Below are 18,979 nucleotides of genomic sequence, written 5' to 3' on the forward strand. Positions count from 1 at the left end.
AGTTCTCAGTACATTGAAAAAAAATCTTATACAACGAACTGTAACTGGAGTATTCTTCGTTACACTATTAATGGGCTGCATTTTGTACCACCCATTCTCATTTGGAATATTATTCACGATTATTAGTGCGCTTACAATACGAGAATTCACCCATTTGTTAAATGATAAGACAGAAGGAGCATATGCCAACCAAGCGATTACAATGCTTGGTGGCGCATACTTGTTTCTTGCTATCATGGCCTTTTGCATGAACGTAGCAGATTCTAAAGTATTTATACCTTACCTTGCGTTAATTATTTATTTGATTATCAGCGAGCTCTATCTGAAGAGAGCAAATCCAATCATCAATTGGGCCTACGCAATGTTTAGTCAACTGTATGTTGCATTGCCCTTTGCACTGCTCAACGTCTTGGCTTTTCAAAGTAACCCTAATACTGATCGTGTAGAATACAATGCTATCCTTCCTCTTTCTATCTTTATTTTTATCTGGTTAAACGACACTGGAGCATATTGCGTAGGTAGCCTAATTGGAAAACATCGCTTGTTTGAACGAGTATCACCAAAAAAATCTTGGGAAGGCTCTATTGCAGGAGGCATTGTAGCAATCGCCGCTTCATTTGTGTTCGCTAGTTATTTCCCTTTCCTTCCCACTTTAGCGTGGATTGGTCTATCAATAACAGTGGTAATATTTGGTACATGGGGCGACTTAAGCGAATCATTATTGAAGCGCCAACTAGGAGTAAAAGATTCGGGGAAAATGCTTCCCGGACACGGTGGAATGCTCGATCGCTTTGATAGTGCACTCATAGCTATACCAGCAGCTGTTGTCTATCTTTATATGATTTCAACGATTTTGTCTTAGCCAAGTAAATGAATGATACTCTTTGCTGCTCTATCGGGTGCACCGGAAGGTCCTAACGTAGTAATTATATCTTCATATCCAATTAACATTTCCCTTCGGCGTTCTTCTTTATGCAATATGTCATCTAATTCAAGAGAAATGTTTTCGATAGTCATTGTGTCTGCAATTAATTCCTTTACTACTTCGCGCCCCGCTATGAGGTTTACTAACGAAATAAACGGCACTTTCAATACATGCTTCTTTAGAAAAGCAATAATCTTTCCTATAGGAGTATGATAACATACCACCTGAGGAGTTAAAAATAAAGCTGTTTCAAGAGTTGCCGTACCAGAAGTTACTAAAGCAGTTTTTGCATGATGCAGCAAAGCATAAGTTTGTCCAAAAACAACTTTTACACCCAATCCTGCAATAAATTTATCGTAATATTCAGGAGCTATACCCGGTGCAGCAGCTAAAACCATCTGATAATCATTAAATGGTGTGGCAGCACGAATCATATCAGGTAAATTATCTTTAATTTCTTGTTTCCTACTACCAGCCAACAAAGCAATAATACCTCTCCCATCTAAACCATTATTCCTAGTAAATTCGGAAAAAGACTCGGAATAGCTTATGCGGAAGTTAGCCACTTCATCAACTGTTGGGTTTCCCACATAATGTATCGGATACTGATGTTTATTATAAAAATCAACTTCAAATGGCAAGATAGAAAAAAGCTCGTCCACATCTCGTTTAATATTCTTTATGCGGTATTCTTTCCATGCCCATATTTTGGGAGAGATATAATAATACACAGGGATATCTGTCTTTGCATGTACAAATTGAGCTATGTTGAGATTAAATCCCGGATAATCGACAAGAATAACGACATCAGGTTTCCAAGCCACAACATCTTTCTTGCAGTATTTCATGTTAGCAAAAATCGTACGAAGATGAAGCAATACGGGTATAAAGCCCATATATGCCAAATCTTTGTAATGCTTAACCATCACTCCTCCTACATGCGCCATCATATCGCCGCCAAAGAAACGGAACTCAGCCTGAGCATCTTCACGCTGCAAAGCGGCCATTAAATGAGCAGCATGTAAATCTCCAGATGCTTCACCAACAATCAGATAATACTTCATATCGCACAACAATTTTAATTATTCCAAAAGCAAAAAACTCAGCATTATACAGATATGCACTTCCCCTCAATCGAGAAGTGCTTCTCTCAGTTCGTCCATATAATTATAGGCCGTTAGATCAACAGTGGTAGGGGTAACAGCCACATACCCATGACTCAATGCCCAACTATCACTACGGTCATTCTCCAAATCCATGTTAGCAAATTCTCCAGTCAACCAAAAATAGTTTTTATCATGAAGACGGGGACAAGCTTCCCACTCCTTATGCCAGTGCCCCTTTGCCTGTTCGCAAACTTTAACACCTTTAAGATCTTGCTGATCGGGAAAATTAACGTTCAAACAAACTAGAGGAGGAAGTCCCTTCTCTAGAACTGTAGTAACGATTTTTTGTATATATTCTTTCGTCGGTTCAAAGTTTGCATCGGCTCCATGATTGCATAAAGAAAAACCTATAGATGGGATACCATTTAGACATCCTTCAATCACCACACCCATCGTACCCGAGTAGTGAACACTGGTAGCCGAATTATCTCCATGATTAATTCCACCCACCACCAAGTCTGGTTTACGGTCAAGAACTGTATTACGAGCGAGTTTTATGCAGTCTGTTGGTGTACCCGAACATTTATAAATAGTCAACCCCACATCTCGACGAACAAGTTGATAATGAACCGGATTAGTAACGGTCAGCGCACATCCATTACCTGACCGAGGAGAATCCGGTGCCATCACAACAATCTCGCCAAGAGGACGAAGATATTTTATAAGCTCATTAATTCCTTTTGCAGATATACCGTCATCATTTGAAACTAATATCAACGGTTTCTTACTTTCCATTTGTCTATACTTTATTGTTTGCACAAAAGTAGAAAAAAAACGGAGACCACGAAAACGATTAAAAGTATAAGCATCAATAACTATTGCGTAAAATAAGAATCTGCTGAAAGAAGGCAAAAACTTATTATAAAGCAGTTTAGAAACCTTAATGTTCTGCAAGTGAGTGAAAAAAAGCCATTTAATTCAATGAAAATATATATATTTGCGTGCCCAAAAGAGATAACAAGCTGAATAAAATAGTGTTTTGCATTAAGTTATTAACAAAAAGTGCATTTTATCAACTGATTTTGCAAAGTTTCTCTTTTTTAGTAGGCACTCTAAGTTATTATCACTTATTTCGCTGCCATAAAATTAAAGCATATGGGAAAAATAATTGCTTTGGCTAATCAAAAAGGCGGTGTGGGTAAAACCACCACCACCATAAATCTCGCAGCCTCGCTTGCTACTCTTGAAAAGAAAGTGCTGGTTGTTGATGCTGATCCTCAGGCAAACGCCTCATCAGGATTAGGCGTAGACATCAAGCAATCAGAATGCACCATTTACGAATGTATAATAGACAAGGTTGACGTAAAAGGTGCCATTCTCGATACCGAGATTGAATCATTAAAAATAATCTCCTCGCATATTAATTTGGTAGGAGCTGAAATAGAAATGCTTAACCTGAAAAATCGAGAAAAGATATTGAAAGAGGTACTGACTCCACTGAAAGATGATTATGACTACATTTTGATAGATTGTTCACCATCACTAGGGCTAATAACAATTAATGCATTAACTGCTGCCGACTCTGTTATTATTCCGGTGCAAGCCGAATATTTCGCCCTCGAAGGAATCAGCAAACTACTAAATACGATTAAAATTATTAAATCTAAGTTGAATCCGACTTTAGAGATAGAAGGATTTCTCCTTACGATGTACGACTCTCGTTTACGTCAGGCCAACCAAATATACGACGAAGTGAAACGTCACTTCCAGGAATTAGTATTTAACACAGTCATTCAACGTAATGTGAAATTAAGTGAAGCCCCTAGCTATGGACTTCCTACGATCCTCTACGATGCTGAATCAACTGGAGCCAAGAACTATTTGGCTTTAGCGAAAGAACTTATCAGCAGAAATACTAAATAAACGAAGATTATGGTACAAAGAAGAAATACACTAGGAAGAGGGCTTGACGCTTTGCTCTCTATGGATGAAGTAAAAACCGAAGGTTCTTCTTCTATAAATGAAATAGAATTATCGAAGATCTCTGTCAATCCTAATCAACCACGTCGTGAATTTGATGAAACAGCTCTTCAAGAACTATCAGACTCCATCTCTGAAATAGGAATCATCCAACCTATTACTCTACGTAAACTTTCTGATGAAGAATATCAGATTATAGCAGGAGAACGACGCTATCGAGCATCTCTGAAAGCCGGATTATTAACCATACCAGCCTACATACGTACTGCCGACGATGAAAACGTGATGGAAATGGCTTTGATTGAAAATATTCAGCGTGAAGACTTGAACTCTGTGGAAATAGCTTTAGCCTACCAACACCTCATTGAGCAATACGATTTAACGCAAGAAAGACTTAGTGAACGAGTAGGAAAAAAGCGTACCACTATTGCAAACTATTTACGATTGCTCAAACTTCCGGCCTCAATACAAATGGCCATCCAGAATAGACAAATTGACATGGGCCATGCACGCGCATTGATTACGCTAGCCGATCCAAAACTTCAAGTTAAAGTTTTCGATGAAATACTGGAACACGGATATTCTGTTCGTAAAGTAGAAGAACTAGTGAAATCACTGAGTGAAGGAGAAACCATAAAGAGTGGAGGAAAAAAGATAGCACCTAAACGCGCCAAGTTACCTGAAGAGTTTAATCTATTAAAAAAACACTTATCTGGTTTCTTCAACACCAAAGTGCAATTAACTTGCTCGGAAAAAGGTAAAGGTAAAATAAGTATCCCGTTCAATAACGAAGAAGAATTAGAGCGTATCATGGAAATGTTTGATGCGCTAAAGAAATAAATGACAATAAGAATCACGAAATATTATTTAAGTATCATCTTGTTCCTCTGTATGCTTCAGATTCCAGGAGTTGATGCGCATGCACAAGAGGCTGCTGCTCGTCGTAAGCGCATGAGTAACAAAGAAATTGGACTTACAGATTCGCTCACAACAGATAGCCTTATACGTGTACGTGCTGATAGTCTGGTAAATGTAAACAAGCGAAATTTGGAGGAATTAGAGCCCAAAGCCATTCAGCAGTTACAAAGTAATAGCCCAAAAGATAGTCTTGAATTAGTTAAGCCGAAAAAACTATGGATTCCTGATTCAGGCAAAGCAACTTGGTATGCGCTCGTTATACCTGGAGGGGGACAGATTTATAATCGCAAGTATTGGAAGCTCCCCATCATCTATGGTGGCTTTGCAGGGTGTGCATATGCTTTAACATGGAACAACAAGATGTATAAAGATTATTCGCAGGCTTATATGGACATCATGGATACTGACCCAACTACGGATAGTTACCTAGACTTACTCCCTCCAAACTCAACTTATACAAATAGTCAATTACAGACTATTTTGAAGAAACGCAAAGACACCTATCGGCGATATCGTGATCTTAGTATTTTTGCTTTTATAGGAGTTTACTTAATTTCGGTCATCGATGCTTATGTAGATGCCGAACTTTCAAATTTTGACATAACTCCTGACCTCAGCATGCGAGTGGAACCTACAATTATCAACGACCGGTACAAGTCTGGAAATTCTGTCGGTGTACAGTGTAGCCTCCGGTTTTAAATTAAAAAGAATGAAGAAGAAAAAAATAGATCTCATTACAAGTAAAGCGTCAAACAAATCAAGGTATATCTACTGGAGCCTGTTTTTTTGTTATCTAATTATATCAAGCTATGCGCAAGCACAAAGCATTGATGTAGTGATTCAAGGAAACGGGACTCAGCGCAAGGAAAGCATTGATCTTCCGGAAAGTATGACCTACCCGGTAGATAGTTTGCTCAACGATTGGAAAGCAAAGAACTACATTAAAATAGGCAAAGACTGCAGTACAGCTGATGAAAACCCTTTTTTCAGTGACTCCGTATATATCCAAAGACTTTCTCGCATACCAACTGTTATGGAGATGCCATACAATGAAGTTGTTCGTAAGTTCATAGATATGTATGCCAGCCGATTGCGTAATCAGGTCTCTTTTATGCTAAGTGCTTCCAACTTTTACGTACCCATTTTCGAAGAAGCGCTAGATGCCTATAACCTTCCCCTTGAATTAAAATACCTACCTGTCATTGAATCAGCGCTAAACCCTTCTGCGACTTCACGTGCAGGTGCTTCCGGTTTATGGCAATTTATGATTGGCACTGCAAAAATTTATGGTTTGGAAGTAAATAGTTTGATAGACGAACGCCGCGATCCAATAAAAGCAACATGGGCTGCAGCACGCTATCTAAAAGATTTATATGCAATTTACCAAGATTGGAATCTTGTAATTGCAGCCTATAATTGCGGCCCTGGAAACATAAACAAAGCTATCCGCCGCTCAGGAGGGAAGAACGACTATTGGAGTATCTACAACTACTTGCCTAAAGAGACTCGTGGATATGTACCGGCCTTTATTGCGGCCAATTACTTGATGAATTATTACTGCGATCATAATATCTGCCCCATGGAAACAGATATTCCGGCTAATACCGATACCGTACAGATATCCAAGAACCTCCATTTCGAACAGATATCAGACATCTGTGGCATTAGCTTAGAGCAGGTAAAAAGCCTTAACCCACAATATAGAAGAAATATAATTCCTGGAGACATAAAACCTTATACACTGAGATTACCTTACAATTATATAAGTACTTTTATTGATAACCAAGATACCATTTATGCACATCGTGCCGAAGAACTTTTCAACGATCGAAAAGTTGTGGAAGTTAAGGATCAACCAGTTGTTTCAGCAAAAGGAAAATCAAAAGGTAGTAGAACTTATCATAAAATTAGGAGTGGAGAAACATTATCCACTATAGCTCAGAAATATCATGTCCGTGTTAGCGACATCAAAAAGTGGAACAACCTAAGAGGTAGTAATATTGCCGCAGGAAAACGATTGATAATTCACAAATAGAAAAAATGGCAGTAGTACAACTACAGTACTATGCTACAAGATTTCCGCATAATAAGTTTTAGCTTACTGTGCGGAAATCTTGTTAAATAAATAATCCGACAAGAAAAGGCTAGCTATTGCTTGCATGATATTGAATTTTGCTTATTTTTGCAAATCAACGAAAGAAATAGATGAAGAGATGGAGATTGTGAATTCTAAAGAGGTATCGGATGAGGAGATGATTGAGCAATCATTTCAGGAATTACTGAATGATTATCTTAAAACCAAACATCGCAAACGCGTTGAAATTATAACGAAAGCTTTCAATTTTGCCAATCAAGCGCACAAAGGCATTAAGCGACAATCTGGCGAGCCCTATATAATGCATCCCCTATCGGTTGCCAAAATCGTGTGTAACGAGATCGGACTAGGCTCTACTTCCATTTGTTCAGCACTACTACATGATGTCGTTGAAGACACAGACTACACTGTAGAAGATATAGAAAACATCTTTGGCCCCAAAATAGCTCATATAGTTGACGGTCTAACTAAAATATCAGGCGGTATCTTCGGTGATAAAGCTTCTGCCCAAGCCGAGAACTTCAAGAAGCTACTACTCACCATGTCGGATGACATTCGGGTAATTCTTATTAAGGTAGCCGACCGTTTACACAATATGAGAACCTTAGGCTCTCTTTTACCCAACAAACAATTTAAGATAGCGGGCGAAACATTATATATCTATGCTCCTTTAGCCAACCGTTTAGGGCTAAATCAGATTAAAACAGAGCTCGAGAACTTAAGCTTTAGATACGAACATCCTGAAGAATATCAAGAGATCGAAGAAAAGCTGACTGCCACTGCTGCCGAGCGCGATGAAGTTTTCAACGTTTTCACCGCTCCTATCCGCATACAGTTAGATAAGATGGGACTGAAATATCGTATTGTGGCGCGAGTTAAATCCATCTATTCAATATGGAACAAAATGCAAACCAAGCATGTCCCTTTTGAAGAAGTGTATGATCTACTAGCTGTTCGTGTCATTTTCGACCCTCTAAATGAAGAAGAAGAGTTGAACGATTGCTTTGACATCTATGTATCAATTTCTAAAATATACAAGCCCCATCCCGACCGCTTACGCGATTGGGTTAGCCACCCTAAAGCAAATGGCTATCAGGCCCTCCATGTAACTCTCATGGGAAATAATGGACAATGGATTGAAGTACAGATTCGAAGCGAACGGATGAACGATGTTGCCGAACAAGGCTTTGCCGCCCATTGGAAATATAAAGAAGGAGGAGGAAGTGAAGATGATGGCGAACTTGAAAAATGGCTTCGCACCATCAAAGAGATTCTGGACGATCCCCAACCAGATGCCATTGACTTTCTTGATACAATAAAGCTCAACTTGTTTGCATCGGAAATCTTTGTCTTTACACCTAAAGGTGAGATAAAGACGATGCCTCAAAACTCTACTGCGCTAGATTTTGCTTTCTCACTACATACTGATTTGGGAAGCCATTGCATCGGAGCTAAAGTAAACCACAAACTGGTGCCACTAAGCCACAAACTGGAGAGTGGAGATCAAGTAGAAATACTGACATCCAAATCACAACGGGTACAACCTTCATGGGAAGTATTTGCCACTACTGCCAAAGCCCGTGCTAAGATAGCAGCTATACTCAAAAAGGAACAAAAGAATTTTCAAAAAGAGGGCGAAGCAATACTATTGGATTTTCTATCGAAAGAGGAGATCGGCCCTGAGGCAGCTAGTATAGAAAAAATATACAAATTCCATAATCTTAAAAGTCGAGAGGAACTTCTCACTGCCTTAGGCAATAAAAGTATCATTTTGGGCGAATCTGACAAAAACGAACTCAAAGAGAAGCAATCCGGAAATTGGAAGAAATATCTGATGTTCTCATTTGGTAGTGGAAATAAAGACCCTAAAGAGAAGCTAGAAACAGACAAAGAACCTCAAGAAAAGATTAATCCGAAGAAAGTTCTTAAGTTAACTGAAGAAACAATACAGAAAAATTATATGATGGCTGACTGTTGCCAGCCTATTCCCGGAGATGATGTTTTGGGATATATTGATGAAAACGAACGAATTATTATTCACAAGCGCCAATGTCCGGTTGCGATTAAGTTGAAAAGTAGTTATGGCAATCGAATCATCGCAACTTCTTGGGATACACACAAAACTCTTTCTTTTCTTGTTTACATTTACGTTAAAGGAATTGACAGTGTGGGACTTTTGAATGAAATAACTCAGGTAATTTCTCAACAATTAAACGTAAATATACGTAAGCTAGCCATTGAAACGAACGACGGAATCTTTGAAGGTAAGATACAGCTTTATGTGCATGATGTGGAGGATGTAAAACAGATTTGTGACAACCTACTTAAAGTAAACAATGTAAAATTAGTAACCCGAGTTGAATCATAATTCGCTTTTTCCTTTGATAATACGCTAAGTGAAGAAGAGAAGGTCAACCTCTTCCATCCAACTCATTCTTTATTTTCAAAAGTTCTTCTTTGATACTTTTTAATCGGTCTATAATTTCGAAGTTATTTACTGTAGATTCTTTATTATCTTTCAATTTCTGCCTTGCACCAGGCAAAGTCATGCCTTTTTCCTTTACTAAATGATAGATAAGTTTAATCGTTTCCAGATCTTCCTTTCGATACTGGCGCGTTCCGCGAGCGCTCTTCTTAGGAATAATTTGGGGAAACTCTTTCTCCCAAAAGCGGAGCAATGATTCATTCACATCGAACATTTCTGCCACCTCGCTAATGGAGTAGTATAATTTCAGATCCTTATTTGTATTTAAAACCATATCTCTTGTGTTCATTAAACTTCATTATAAAAACTAATCGAATACCTTACCATGGTTTGCTGCGATCTGAATCATTTTTTCATAATCTCCCGCGCTCAAATCCATGAAATAATAATTTACAGGATTCACCCGTTCACCCTTTACATGTACTTCGTAGTGCAAATGCGGGCCAGTACTTCTACCAGTACTTCCAACACCTCCTATTACTTCACCTCTAACGACTTTCTTACCCAACTTAGTGCGATAGTCACGCAAATGCGCATAAACGGTTCGGTATCCAAATCCATGATCTATTTCAACAGTATTGCCATATGCCGACTCCCACCCCATCTTCGCTACAACTCCATTTCCGGTCGCATATACATCTGTTCCGGGGTGTGCAGAAAAGTCCATTCCTCCATGAAATTTCGCCGTTCCATAAATAGGATCTATACGCATTCCGTAACCGGAAGCTGTTTGCCTGAGATCCTTATTAGCAACAGGTTGAATGGCCGGAAGACATTTTAACATCTCATCGTGCTTCTTACACATCTCCACTACATCATCAAACGACTTGGATTGTATGTAAAGTTGCTTACTGAGCAAGTCCATCTTTTGAGTTGTATTCACGACCAAATCAGCATTAGCCATGTCCATCAGTCCTTCATATCGGTTGGTTCCCCCATAACCGGCTTTGCGAATAGCCGAAGAAATGGGATCGGCCTGAAAAATAACACGATATAAGTTATCATCTCGCTGCTGAACATCTTGTAGTACACCTAAAGCCTCATCAAGGCGACGAGAGAGCACATTATACTGAGCCAACAATTGACTATTTTCTGTCCGCAACTCTTTCTCCGATGGAGAACCAAAGATAAAAAGCAATAGTATAAAAGCCCCTGCGCCTAAGCCCATGCCAATAAACAACCTCCGCAGAATGCTTAATGCTCGCTGCCGAACAGTAGGATATATCCTATCGTAAGTCTGTGTTTGCGGGTTAAAAATGTAGTAAACTTTGCGCATCGGAGAAAATATTTCACGTAATAATAGGGCAAAAATAATAAAACGAGCTATCTTTGCACATCTTTTTTTAGAATATTAACCTCAAAGACTCCTAAATAGCAAGCTTTAAAGTGATGCCAAACACCGAGAGTCTGAATATTATAACTGAATAGAAGTATGTTGACGGCAAAAGAGATCAGAGATTCATTCAAGAATTTTTTCGAATCAAAAGGACATCAGATTGTACCCTCGGCACCGATGGTGATAAAAGATGACCCAACACTGATGTTTACAAACGCAGGTATGAACCAGTTTAAGGATATCATTCTGGGAAACCATCCGGCAAAATACAAGCGAGTGGCCGATTCACAAAAATGTCTTCGTGTAAGCGGAAAACATAATGATTTGGAAGAAGTGGGACATGACACGTATCACCATACGATGTTCGAAATGCTGGGTAACTGGTCATTTGGCGACTACTTCAAAAAAGAAGCTATTGAATGGGCATGGGAATACTTAGTAGAAGTACTAAAGTTGGATCCCAATCTTCTGTATGCCACAGTATTCGAAGGAAATGCTGAAGAAGGTTTGGAACGCGATAACGAAGCAGCTGCTATTTGGGGACAATTCTTACCGGCAGATCGCATCATCAACGGCAACAAGCACGATAACTTTTGGGAAATGGGTGATACCGGTCCTTGCGGTCCTTGCTCAGAAATACACATTGACCTCCGTAGTGATGCCGAGCGTGCACAAGTAAGTGGTCTTGAATTGGTTAACCAAAGCCACCCACAGGTTATTGAAATATGGAATCTTGTGTTCATGCAATATAACCGTAAGGCAGACGGAAGCCTGGATGGATTACCAGCCAAGGTTATAGACACTGGTATGGGATTTGAACGTCTTTGTATGGCTATTCAGAAAAAGACGTCCAACTATGATACGGATGTTTTTCAACCTATCATTAAGGAAATTGCCTCAATATCAGGCACAACATACGGCGAAAATACTCAGAACGATATCGCTATGAGAGTAATTGCTGATCATATACGTACTATTGCATTCTCCATCACTGACGGGCAGTTGCCTTCTAACGCAAAAGCCGGCTATGTAATTCGCCGCATCCTGCGTCGTGCCGTACGCTACGGATACACGTTCCTAAATCAGAGGCAAGCCTTTATGCACAGGTTGCTTCCTGTATTGATAGAGAACATGGGGGCTGCATATCCTGAGTTGGTTGCACAACAGGGACTGATAGAGAAAGTGATTAAAGAAGAAGAAGAATCTTTTCTGCGCACACTCGAAACCGGTATTCGTTTGCTCGATAAAACCATGAGCGATACTAAAGCTGCCGGCAAGTTGATTATCAGTGGAAAAGATGCCTTTACATTATACGATACATTCGGTTTCCCACTCGACCTGACTGAGCTTATTCTTCGTGAAAACGGAATGACAGCGGACATAGAAGAGTTCAACACCGAAATGCAGATACAAAAAGCACGCGCACGCAACGCTGCCGCTGTAGAAACAGGCGACTGGATTACGCTGAAAGAAGGAACATCTGAGTTTGTAGGATATGATTACACTGAATACGAAACATCGATTCTTCGTTACCGCCAAGTAAAGCAAAAGAGCCAAACACTCTACCAACTGGTACTAAGTAGTACTCCATTCTATGCCGAAAGCGGTGGACAAGTAGGAGATACCGGAGTTATCGTTAATGAATTTGAGACCATTGAGGTTATCGACACTAAGAAAGAGAATAACCTAGCGGTACACATCACCAAAAAGTTGCCCGAACATTTGGAAGCTCCGATGATGGCCTGCGTAGATACAGACAAACGTGCGGCTTGTGCTGCCAACCACTCGGCCACGCACTTGCTCGACGAAGCCTTGCGCGAAGTATTAGGCGGACATGTAGAGCAGAAAGGTTCTTTGGTTACACCAGACTCTCTTCGCTTCGACTTCTCCCACTTCCAGAAAGTGACCGACGAAGAAATTCGTCAGATAGAGCACTTAGCGAATGCCCGGATTCGTGCTAACATCCCATTGACAGAATACCGTAACATTCCTATCGCTGATGCCAAAGAACTTGGCGCTATAGCCTTGTTTGGTGAAAAATACGGTGATGAAGTACGTGTAATCCAATTCGGTAAGTCAATTGAGCTCTGTGGTGGAACTCATGCGGCAGCTACCGGAAACATTGGGATGGTGAAAATCGTATCCGAAAGTTCCGTTGCAGCTGGCGTAAGACGTATCGAAGCTTACACCGGGGCTAAGGTAGAGGAAATGTTAGATACTATTCAGGATACATTAACTGACCTGAGAGCTTTGTTCAACAATACTCCCGATCTGGCTATTGCTATTAGAAAATACATCGACGAGAATGCGGGATTAAAGAAGCAAGTCGACGAATTCATGAAAGAGAAAGAAGCCGTAATCAAAGAGAGCTTGCTAAAGAATATGCAAGAGATTAACGGAGTCAAAATAATTAAGGTCTGCTTACCCATACCGGGAGAGGCTATCAAAAACATTGCATTTCAACTCCGAGGAGAAATAACAGAGAACTTGTTCTTTGTAGCCGGAAGCATTGAAAATCAAAAGCCATTACTCACTGTCATGCTAAGTGACAACCTTGTAACCGGTGGAATGAATGCCGGCAAACTAGTGAAAGAGGCAGCCAAACTGATTCAAGGTGGTGGTGGCGGTCAAGCTCACTTTGCTACGGCAGGAGGTAAAAACACCGACGGACTAAATGCTGCTGTGGAGAAAGTGATAGAGTTGGCAGGTATCTAAAGATTATAGCCTAAAAACTTGCATTTGCCTTTGTCATGTAGTATATTTGTAATATTCATACTAAAGTACCTTCAAATTATACTGAACAAAAAAGAGAGTGTCCATTGGCACTCTCTTTTTTTATATCTGCACGTCACAAAATGCTCAAAAGAACGGTTCAGTTTAGCCAACTGCCGGTTTCTTTTCACTCATGAGACGGTTTCTCTTTACCAATATGTCTATATGTTATCGGAATAACCCCTAATGAAAACAAAATTTCCTCTTATTGTTATCAGAAAACACCTTTTTGTGTTTGAAACGCCAAGAAGTCGTTAACAAAACGTAAAATTGCTCTTGACAAGAATGAGTTCAAAAGCGGCCTCACTGTAAGCATAAGAAACCATCCTCTATTCTATTTGCTCCTTTGGATAGTTGATTAAGTATAGCGTTCCCGTAGCACGAGTAAAAGCAGTATAAAGCCAGCGAAAATAATCAGGAGTAAGATTTTCCTGCGTAATATATCCCTGGTCAAGAAAAACATTCTTCCACTGACCGCCCTGAGCTTTATGGCAAGTCACAGCATATGCATATTTCACCTGCAGAGCATTATAATGCGGGTCCGCCTTCATTTTCCGCATCCGATCACGCTTCACCGTGATATCAGCATAATCTTCGAGCACATTATAGAATAACCGATCATTATCCGCTTTCGGAAGTGCGGGTGCATCAGAACTCAAGGTATCAAGAATCAGATTAACTTCCAATTCAAAATCATCATAATCAGGAAACGCGAGCACTACCTCAGCAAATCGAAAACCATATAATTCACGAGTTCTCCTCACCCGTCGCACCAAGGCGATTTCTCCATTGGCAATGAACTCCATCTCCTTGTACTTCTCCGTCCAGTAATAGTTATTTTTAGCCACCATCAAGTAATCACCCCCACTCAGTTCATCCTCACGATAAAGTATAGAATTACGTATACCATTATTATAGATGTTAGCACGTTTATTAGAGCGACAAACCACTATCGTCTCTTCCATTCCATCACGATCATAGCAACGAGTCAGCATCTCTATCAGTTCATCACCAGGCACTACACAAATATCTGCAAAACCGAGCAATTTTATTTTGGGTAATACCGTGCACCCCTTCTCTTCCGCAATCAACCTACGCAATTGCGTAGCATTGTATAACACCCCCGAGTCCTGCATCTGCCGAACCACCTGAGTCAAATTAGCTTCGTGTACCTCCAGTCCATATCCTTTCAATGCCTCTGACGAAAGAGCAGGTCCATGCTCCTGCCCCACCGGAGGTAGCTGTGCCGTGTCGCCCATCAATAAGAGGCGGCATCCCGTACCCGAATAAACAAACTGCATCAAATCATCAAGCAAACGTCCCGTTCCAAACACAGCTCCTGAGAGTCCCTCATTCGAAATCATCGAGGCCTCATCTACAATAAATAGAGTATGCGCACTCAGGTTATCATTAATCGAAAAATTATTCACCTCATTTGAGAATGATTGCTGCCTATATATCTTCTTGTGAATAGTGAAAGCAGAGTGACCGGCATAAGCCGAAAAAACCTTCGCCGCTCTTCCGGTAGGTGCCAGAAGAATCGACTTTTGCTGCAACGCATCCATCGTTTTGACCAAAGCTCCAACGAGCGAAGTTTTTCCTGTACCGGCATACCCTCTCAACACAAAAACAGCTTCGTTTTTGGGAGAAAGTAGAAAGTCGGCCAACAAGCTAACCGCTCTTTCTTGTTCCAAAGTAGGTTCGTAAGGAAAATTTTCCTTAATTTGTCTTTCCAAATAGTTATTTATCATCGCTTTACAAGAAAAATATTCTCAGAGCTATCGCTTATTAGATTTATTTTTTTATTTTTGTGCTACGAATATAAACTAAAAAAAACATATTTATCATGAAAGCTGTAATTAATATCGTATTAGCTCTTTGTGTCTGTGCATTAGCCTACATCTGCTATGCCAGTATCATGGGTCCAATTAAGTTTGAAACAGAACAAAAGCACAGAGAAAAACTTGTTGTTGCGCGTTTAATCGACATTCGTAAGGCACAACAAGAATTTCGCATGCGCCATGGGGGCAAATACACTGCAAGCTTTGATTCTTTAATTGATTTCGTAAAAACTCAGAAGATTCCTTTTATCATGAAAGAAGGTGTTCTTTCCGATAAACAATTAGAAGATGGCTTGACAGAAAGAAAGGCAATGGCTCTTATCAATAAAGCAAAAAAAACAGGAAATTGGGCAGAAGTAAAAGCAGCTGGTCTAGAAAACTTCAAGCGTGATACAATGTGGGTAGCTGTAATGGACACCATCTTTACCAAAGGCTTCAATGCTGATTCTTTAAGATATATTCCTTTTGGAGAAGGCAAACAATATGAGATGGCCACAAAAAATGATACAACAAAGTCAGGTGCTCCAATTTACTTACTCGAAGTTAAGGCTCCTTATGATTCATACTTGAATGGCCTTAATGAACAAGAAATAGTGAATTTGAAAGACAAACAAGCCAAATTAGGTCGATACGCAGGTTTAATGCTAGGATCGCTCGAAACACCTAACAACAATGCCGGTAACTGGGAATAATAATAAACAAGAGACATGCCCGAAAGAGCAATAATAGAAAACATCGATTTTAGTAAATCGGATCAATATACACTATCCATCCGTCTTAGTACGGATGGATTTTCTTTTTCTGTGTACAACCCTCTTCATGAAGGAGAGACCTTTCTTACTAGAGTCCAAATCGATCCCCTACTCTCTCTCACAGCTAACCTCAAACAAATATTTCGTGAATCAGGTTTTCTAAGCCATTCTTACAAACGAATCAATATTGTAATGGCAGGGAAGCGCTTCATCATGATTCCTTTTGAGTTATTTGAAGACGAACAGACTGAGATGATATTTTATCATAACCATTCAAAGAGAGAAAACGAGATTATACTTTACAACATATTGAAGAAAAATAATATAGCTGTAATATTTGGCATGGATAAAAGTACTCACCAGTTTCTCTGCGAGCAATATCCTCATGCTAAATTCTATTCTCAATCCGCGCCTATATCAGAGTATTTCTCAGCAAAAAGCCGATTAGGAAATAGCAAAAAGATGTATGCTTGCGTACAAGAGAATACAATGGATATCTATTGCTACGAACGGGGACATCTATTATTGGCCAATTCTTTTGAATGTAAGCAAACAGAAGATCGCATCTATTATTTATTGTATGTCTGGAAGCAATTAAGTTTAAACCAAGAAAGAGATGAGCTCCATCTCACCGGAACAATAAAGGATAAAGACAAACTCACTCAGGAACTACGAAAGTTCATTTCACAAGTTTTTATTATTCCTCAAAGTGTATTTACAGACATTCAAACATTAACATTATGCGAGTTATAAGCGGCATTTATAGAAGAAGGAGATTTGATATTCCTCAAAATTTCAAGGCACGTCCAACAACGGACTTTGCCAAAGAGAATCTGTTCAATGTACTCGCCAACCATATCGATTTTACCGATGGTATATCAGCTCTTGATCTGTTTTCAGGAACTGGCGGAATCAGCTTAGAGCTTATCTCTCGTGGTTGCGACAAAGTGATCAGCATTGAGAAAGAGGGAGCACATCATGCTTTTATCACTAAAGTGATGCAAGATGTAAAAACAGACAAATGCCTTCCTATCCGTGGAGATGTGTTTAAGTTCGTCAACAGAACCAAAGAAAAGTTTGATTTCATTTTTGCAGATCCCCCCTATGAATTGAAAGAGTTAGAAACAATTCCAGATCTAATCTTTAAGAATGAACTACTAAAAGAAGAAGGATTATTCGTTCTTGAACATGGGAAAAAAAACAACTTTGAAACACATCCTCATTTTCTTGAAAGAAGAATATACGGTAGTGTAAACTTCTCCTTCTTCTCATCAAAGCAGCGGGGAGAGGAGCCGAAGGACTGATTCTACCGCTCTTTTTCGGAATGGACGTTTCAGCCATTTTTTCAGAAAAACCTGTGAACAAGATCGCTGATCTTGCATAAAGATCTCTTTCATGTTTAGGGCTGTTTCAGTATCATACATAAAGGCATTTATCTCAAAGTTATGTTCAAAACTACGAAAATCCAGATTTGTAGATCCTACAGTCGAAAACAAATCGTCCGACACCATTAGCTTTGAATGCAAAAAGCCTTTCTTATAAAAGTAAACTTTCACACCTGCTCTTAACACATCTGCCAAGTAAGAACAAGAACCTGAATGAGTAATCCGGTTATCTGCACGCTTTGGCAACATCAAGCGAACATCTACTCCTGCCAGAGCTGCCGTCTGCATAGCTGCCAAAATAGATTCCGTTGGAAGAAAATAAGGAGTCTGCATATAAAAGTACTTCTTCGCACCCAAAAGAGCCATCGTTAAGCCCTGCATTATCTCTTTCCAAGGGCCAATAGGATCGCTCGTTACAATTTGAGCCAAAGCCTTGCCACATGGTTCTATTCGCGGGAAGTATTGAGAAGAACTAAGAATTGAGCGATCTACAAAATACCAGTCTACAAGGAAAGCTGTTTGCAATCCATGCACAGCCTTACCTTCTATCAAGATGTGTGTATCCCGCCATATTCCCCAAGTAAATCCTCGTACATATCTTTCAGCGAGATTCATCCCGCCAACAAAGCCGACCTTACCATCTATAACCACTATTTTTCGATGATTACGATAATTCACTTTACTGGTAAACAGTGGAAACCGTACTTTTAAGAATGCTCGCACCTCTATGCCGGCATCCTTCATCTCTTCAAAAAAGCGATGTGGCACATGCCAGCACCCCACATCATCGTATATTACTCTCACTTCCACACCGCTGCGAGCCTTATCTATCAACACATCACGTACCAATCGACCTACTGCATCATCTTCAATAATATAATACTCCATATGTATATGATGCTTTGCCTTGTTCAACTCGCAAAGCAGGGCCTGCAATTTGGCATAGCCATCGGTATATGCTACCACTCTATTGCCTTCAAAAGGAAGAGCTTGATTCGTCTCCTTAAATAGCTGAATCAAACGGGCGTATTCATCAGGAAATTCACATTTGTCTTGTGCCAGATACTCAGCCATTGGCTTCTTCATCAAACGATTATATATTTTCTTCCCGATTATTCGTTCGCGGCGTGTACTCCTACCAAAGAAAAAATAAAAGACCAACCCTACCAACGGCAAAAATGTCAAAATCAAGACCCAAGCGATAGTCTTCACCGGATTACGATTATCGAGCACAACAACAACAATTGTTCCAATGATTGCTCCGAAATACATCAAATCGAATACAATTTTAGCAGTCTGGCTCAAGAAAGAAGTCCAATCAATCATTTGGCAAATATTCAGATTTAGATAGAGTAACAAATGTACAAATAATATCGGACAAGGC

The 18,979-nt window shown here is 39.7% G+C and carries 16 protein-coding genes; 10 read left to right on the forward strand and 6 right to left on the reverse strand.

What is annotated here, in order from left to right; all coding sequences use genetic code 11:
* Positions 1-13 precede the first annotated feature (13 nt).
* The gene (locus tag BQ5338_RS12190) at positions 14-862 is read left to right on the forward strand and encodes a phosphatidate cytidylyltransferase (protein ID WP_071147113.1); all 849 of its coding nucleotides are present in this window, start codon (positions 14-16) and stop codon (positions 860-862) included.
* Here BQ5338_RS12190 and lpxB read toward each other — a convergent pair.
* Together lpxB and surE are read right to left on the reverse strand one after the other, a co-directional pair.
* Positions 859-1,989 (reverse strand): lipid-A-disaccharide synthase, encoded by a 1,131-nt coding sequence (lpxB, locus tag BQ5338_RS12195; protein ID WP_071147114.1) that lies wholly within the window; start codon positions 1,987-1,989, stop codon positions 859-861. The genes BQ5338_RS12190 and lpxB overlap by 4 nt on opposite strands.
* Before the next feature lie 66 nt (positions 1,990-2,055).
* Positions 2,056-2,826, reverse strand: coding sequence for a 5'/3'-nucleotidase SurE (gene surE, locus BQ5338_RS12200; protein ID WP_071147857.1), 771 nt, complete (start codon positions 2,824-2,826; stop codon positions 2,056-2,058).
* A 360-nt stretch (positions 2,827-3,186) separates the two neighbouring features.
* Here surE and BQ5338_RS12205 point away from each other — a divergent pair, with 360 nt between their 5' ends.
* The 5 genes from BQ5338_RS12205 to BQ5338_RS12225 all read left to right on the forward strand — a co-directional run bounded on the left by BQ5338_RS12205 (position 3,187) and on the right by BQ5338_RS12225 (position 9,392).
* Entirely contained in the window at positions 3,187-3,954 is a 768-nt protein-coding gene (locus tag BQ5338_RS12205; RefSeq protein ID WP_071147115.1) for a ParA family protein, read from the forward strand.
* 6 nt (positions 3,955-3,960) lie between these two features.
* Positions 3,961-4,851: a ParB/RepB/Spo0J family partition protein gene (locus tag BQ5338_RS12210; protein WP_139265248.1), complete on the forward strand. Its 891-nt coding sequence runs from the start codon at positions 3,961-3,963 to the stop codon at positions 4,849-4,851.
* Positions 4,852-5,628, forward strand: a complete 777-nt coding sequence (locus tag BQ5338_RS12215; protein WP_071147117.1) for a DUF5683 domain-containing protein — start codon at positions 4,852-4,854, stop codon at positions 5,626-5,628. It begins immediately after the preceding gene.
* Positions 5,629-5,638: 10 nt separating this feature from the next.
* Positions 5,639-6,964, forward strand: a complete 1,326-nt coding sequence (locus BQ5338_RS12220) for a lytic transglycosylase domain-containing protein (RefSeq protein WP_071147118.1) — start codon at positions 5,639-5,641, stop codon at positions 6,962-6,964.
* A gap of 178 nt (positions 6,965-7,142) precedes the next feature.
* Positions 7,143-9,392 (forward strand): RelA/SpoT family protein, encoded by a 2,250-nt coding sequence (locus BQ5338_RS12225; RefSeq protein WP_071147858.1) that lies wholly within the window; start codon positions 7,143-7,145, stop codon positions 9,390-9,392.
* 43 nt (positions 9,393-9,435) lie between these two features.
* Here BQ5338_RS12225 and BQ5338_RS12230 read toward each other — a convergent pair whose 3' ends face one another.
* Positions 9,436-9,783, reverse strand: coding sequence for a MerR family transcriptional regulator (locus BQ5338_RS12230; protein WP_071147859.1), 348 nt, complete (start codon positions 9,781-9,783; stop codon positions 9,436-9,438).
* 33 nt (positions 9,784-9,816) lie between these two features.
* On the reverse strand, positions 9,817-10,785 hold the full coding sequence (locus tag BQ5338_RS12235) for a M23 family metallopeptidase (protein ID WP_071147119.1): 969 nt from the start codon (positions 10,783-10,785) through the stop codon (positions 9,817-9,819).
* Between the two features lie 156 nt (positions 10,786-10,941).
* Between BQ5338_RS12235 and alaS the strand changes: the two genes are divergently transcribed.
* Positions 10,942-13,560 carry an alanine--tRNA ligase gene (alaS, locus tag BQ5338_RS12240; protein WP_071147120.1) on the forward strand — a complete coding sequence of 873 codons (2,619 nt, stop codon included), beginning with the start codon at positions 10,942-10,944 and terminating at the stop codon, positions 13,558-13,560.
* Between the two features lie 386 nt (positions 13,561-13,946).
* Here the strand turns inward: alaS and BQ5338_RS12245 are convergent, their stop codons facing one another.
* Positions 13,947-15,368, reverse strand: coding sequence for an ATP-dependent DNA helicase (locus BQ5338_RS12245; protein WP_071147121.1), 1,422 nt, complete (start codon positions 15,366-15,368; stop codon positions 13,947-13,949).
* A gap of 95 nt (positions 15,369-15,463) precedes the next feature.
* On the opposite strand from BQ5338_RS12245, the gene BQ5338_RS12250 reads away from it, so the two are divergent.
* Genes BQ5338_RS12250 through BQ5338_RS12260 form a run of 3 tightly spaced genes read left to right on the forward strand, consistent with a single transcriptional unit; the run spans position 15,464 to position 17,514 of the window.
* Positions 15,464-16,150 carry a hypothetical protein gene (locus tag BQ5338_RS12250; protein ID WP_071147122.1) on the forward strand — a complete coding sequence of 229 codons (687 nt, stop codon included), beginning with the start codon at positions 15,464-15,466 and terminating at the stop codon, positions 16,148-16,150.
* Positions 16,151-16,165: 15 nt separating this feature from the next.
* A complete protein-coding gene (locus tag BQ5338_RS12255) occupies positions 16,166-16,963 on the forward strand; it encodes a DUF3822 family protein (protein ID WP_071147123.1) in 798 nt (265 codons plus the stop codon).
* The gene (locus BQ5338_RS12260; protein ID WP_071147124.1) at positions 16,951-17,514 is read left to right on the forward strand and encodes an RsmD family RNA methyltransferase; all 564 of its coding nucleotides are present in this window, start codon (positions 16,951-16,953) and stop codon (positions 17,512-17,514) included. The genes BQ5338_RS12255 and BQ5338_RS12260 overlap by 13 nt, the downstream gene beginning before the upstream one ends.
* Here the strand turns inward: BQ5338_RS12260 and cls are convergent.
* On the reverse strand, positions 17,482-18,921 hold the full coding sequence (gene cls / locus BQ5338_RS12265) for a cardiolipin synthase (RefSeq protein ID WP_071147125.1): 1,440 nt from the start codon (positions 18,919-18,921) through the stop codon (positions 17,482-17,484). The two genes, BQ5338_RS12260 and cls, sit on opposite strands and share 33 nt — an antisense overlap.
* Between the last annotated feature and the right edge of the window lie 58 nt (positions 18,922-18,979).

This window comes from Bacteroides ihuae, from assembly GCF_900104585.1.
Classification (GTDB): Bacteria; Bacteroidota; Bacteroidia; order Bacteroidales; family Bacteroidaceae; genus Bacteroides; species Bacteroides ihuae.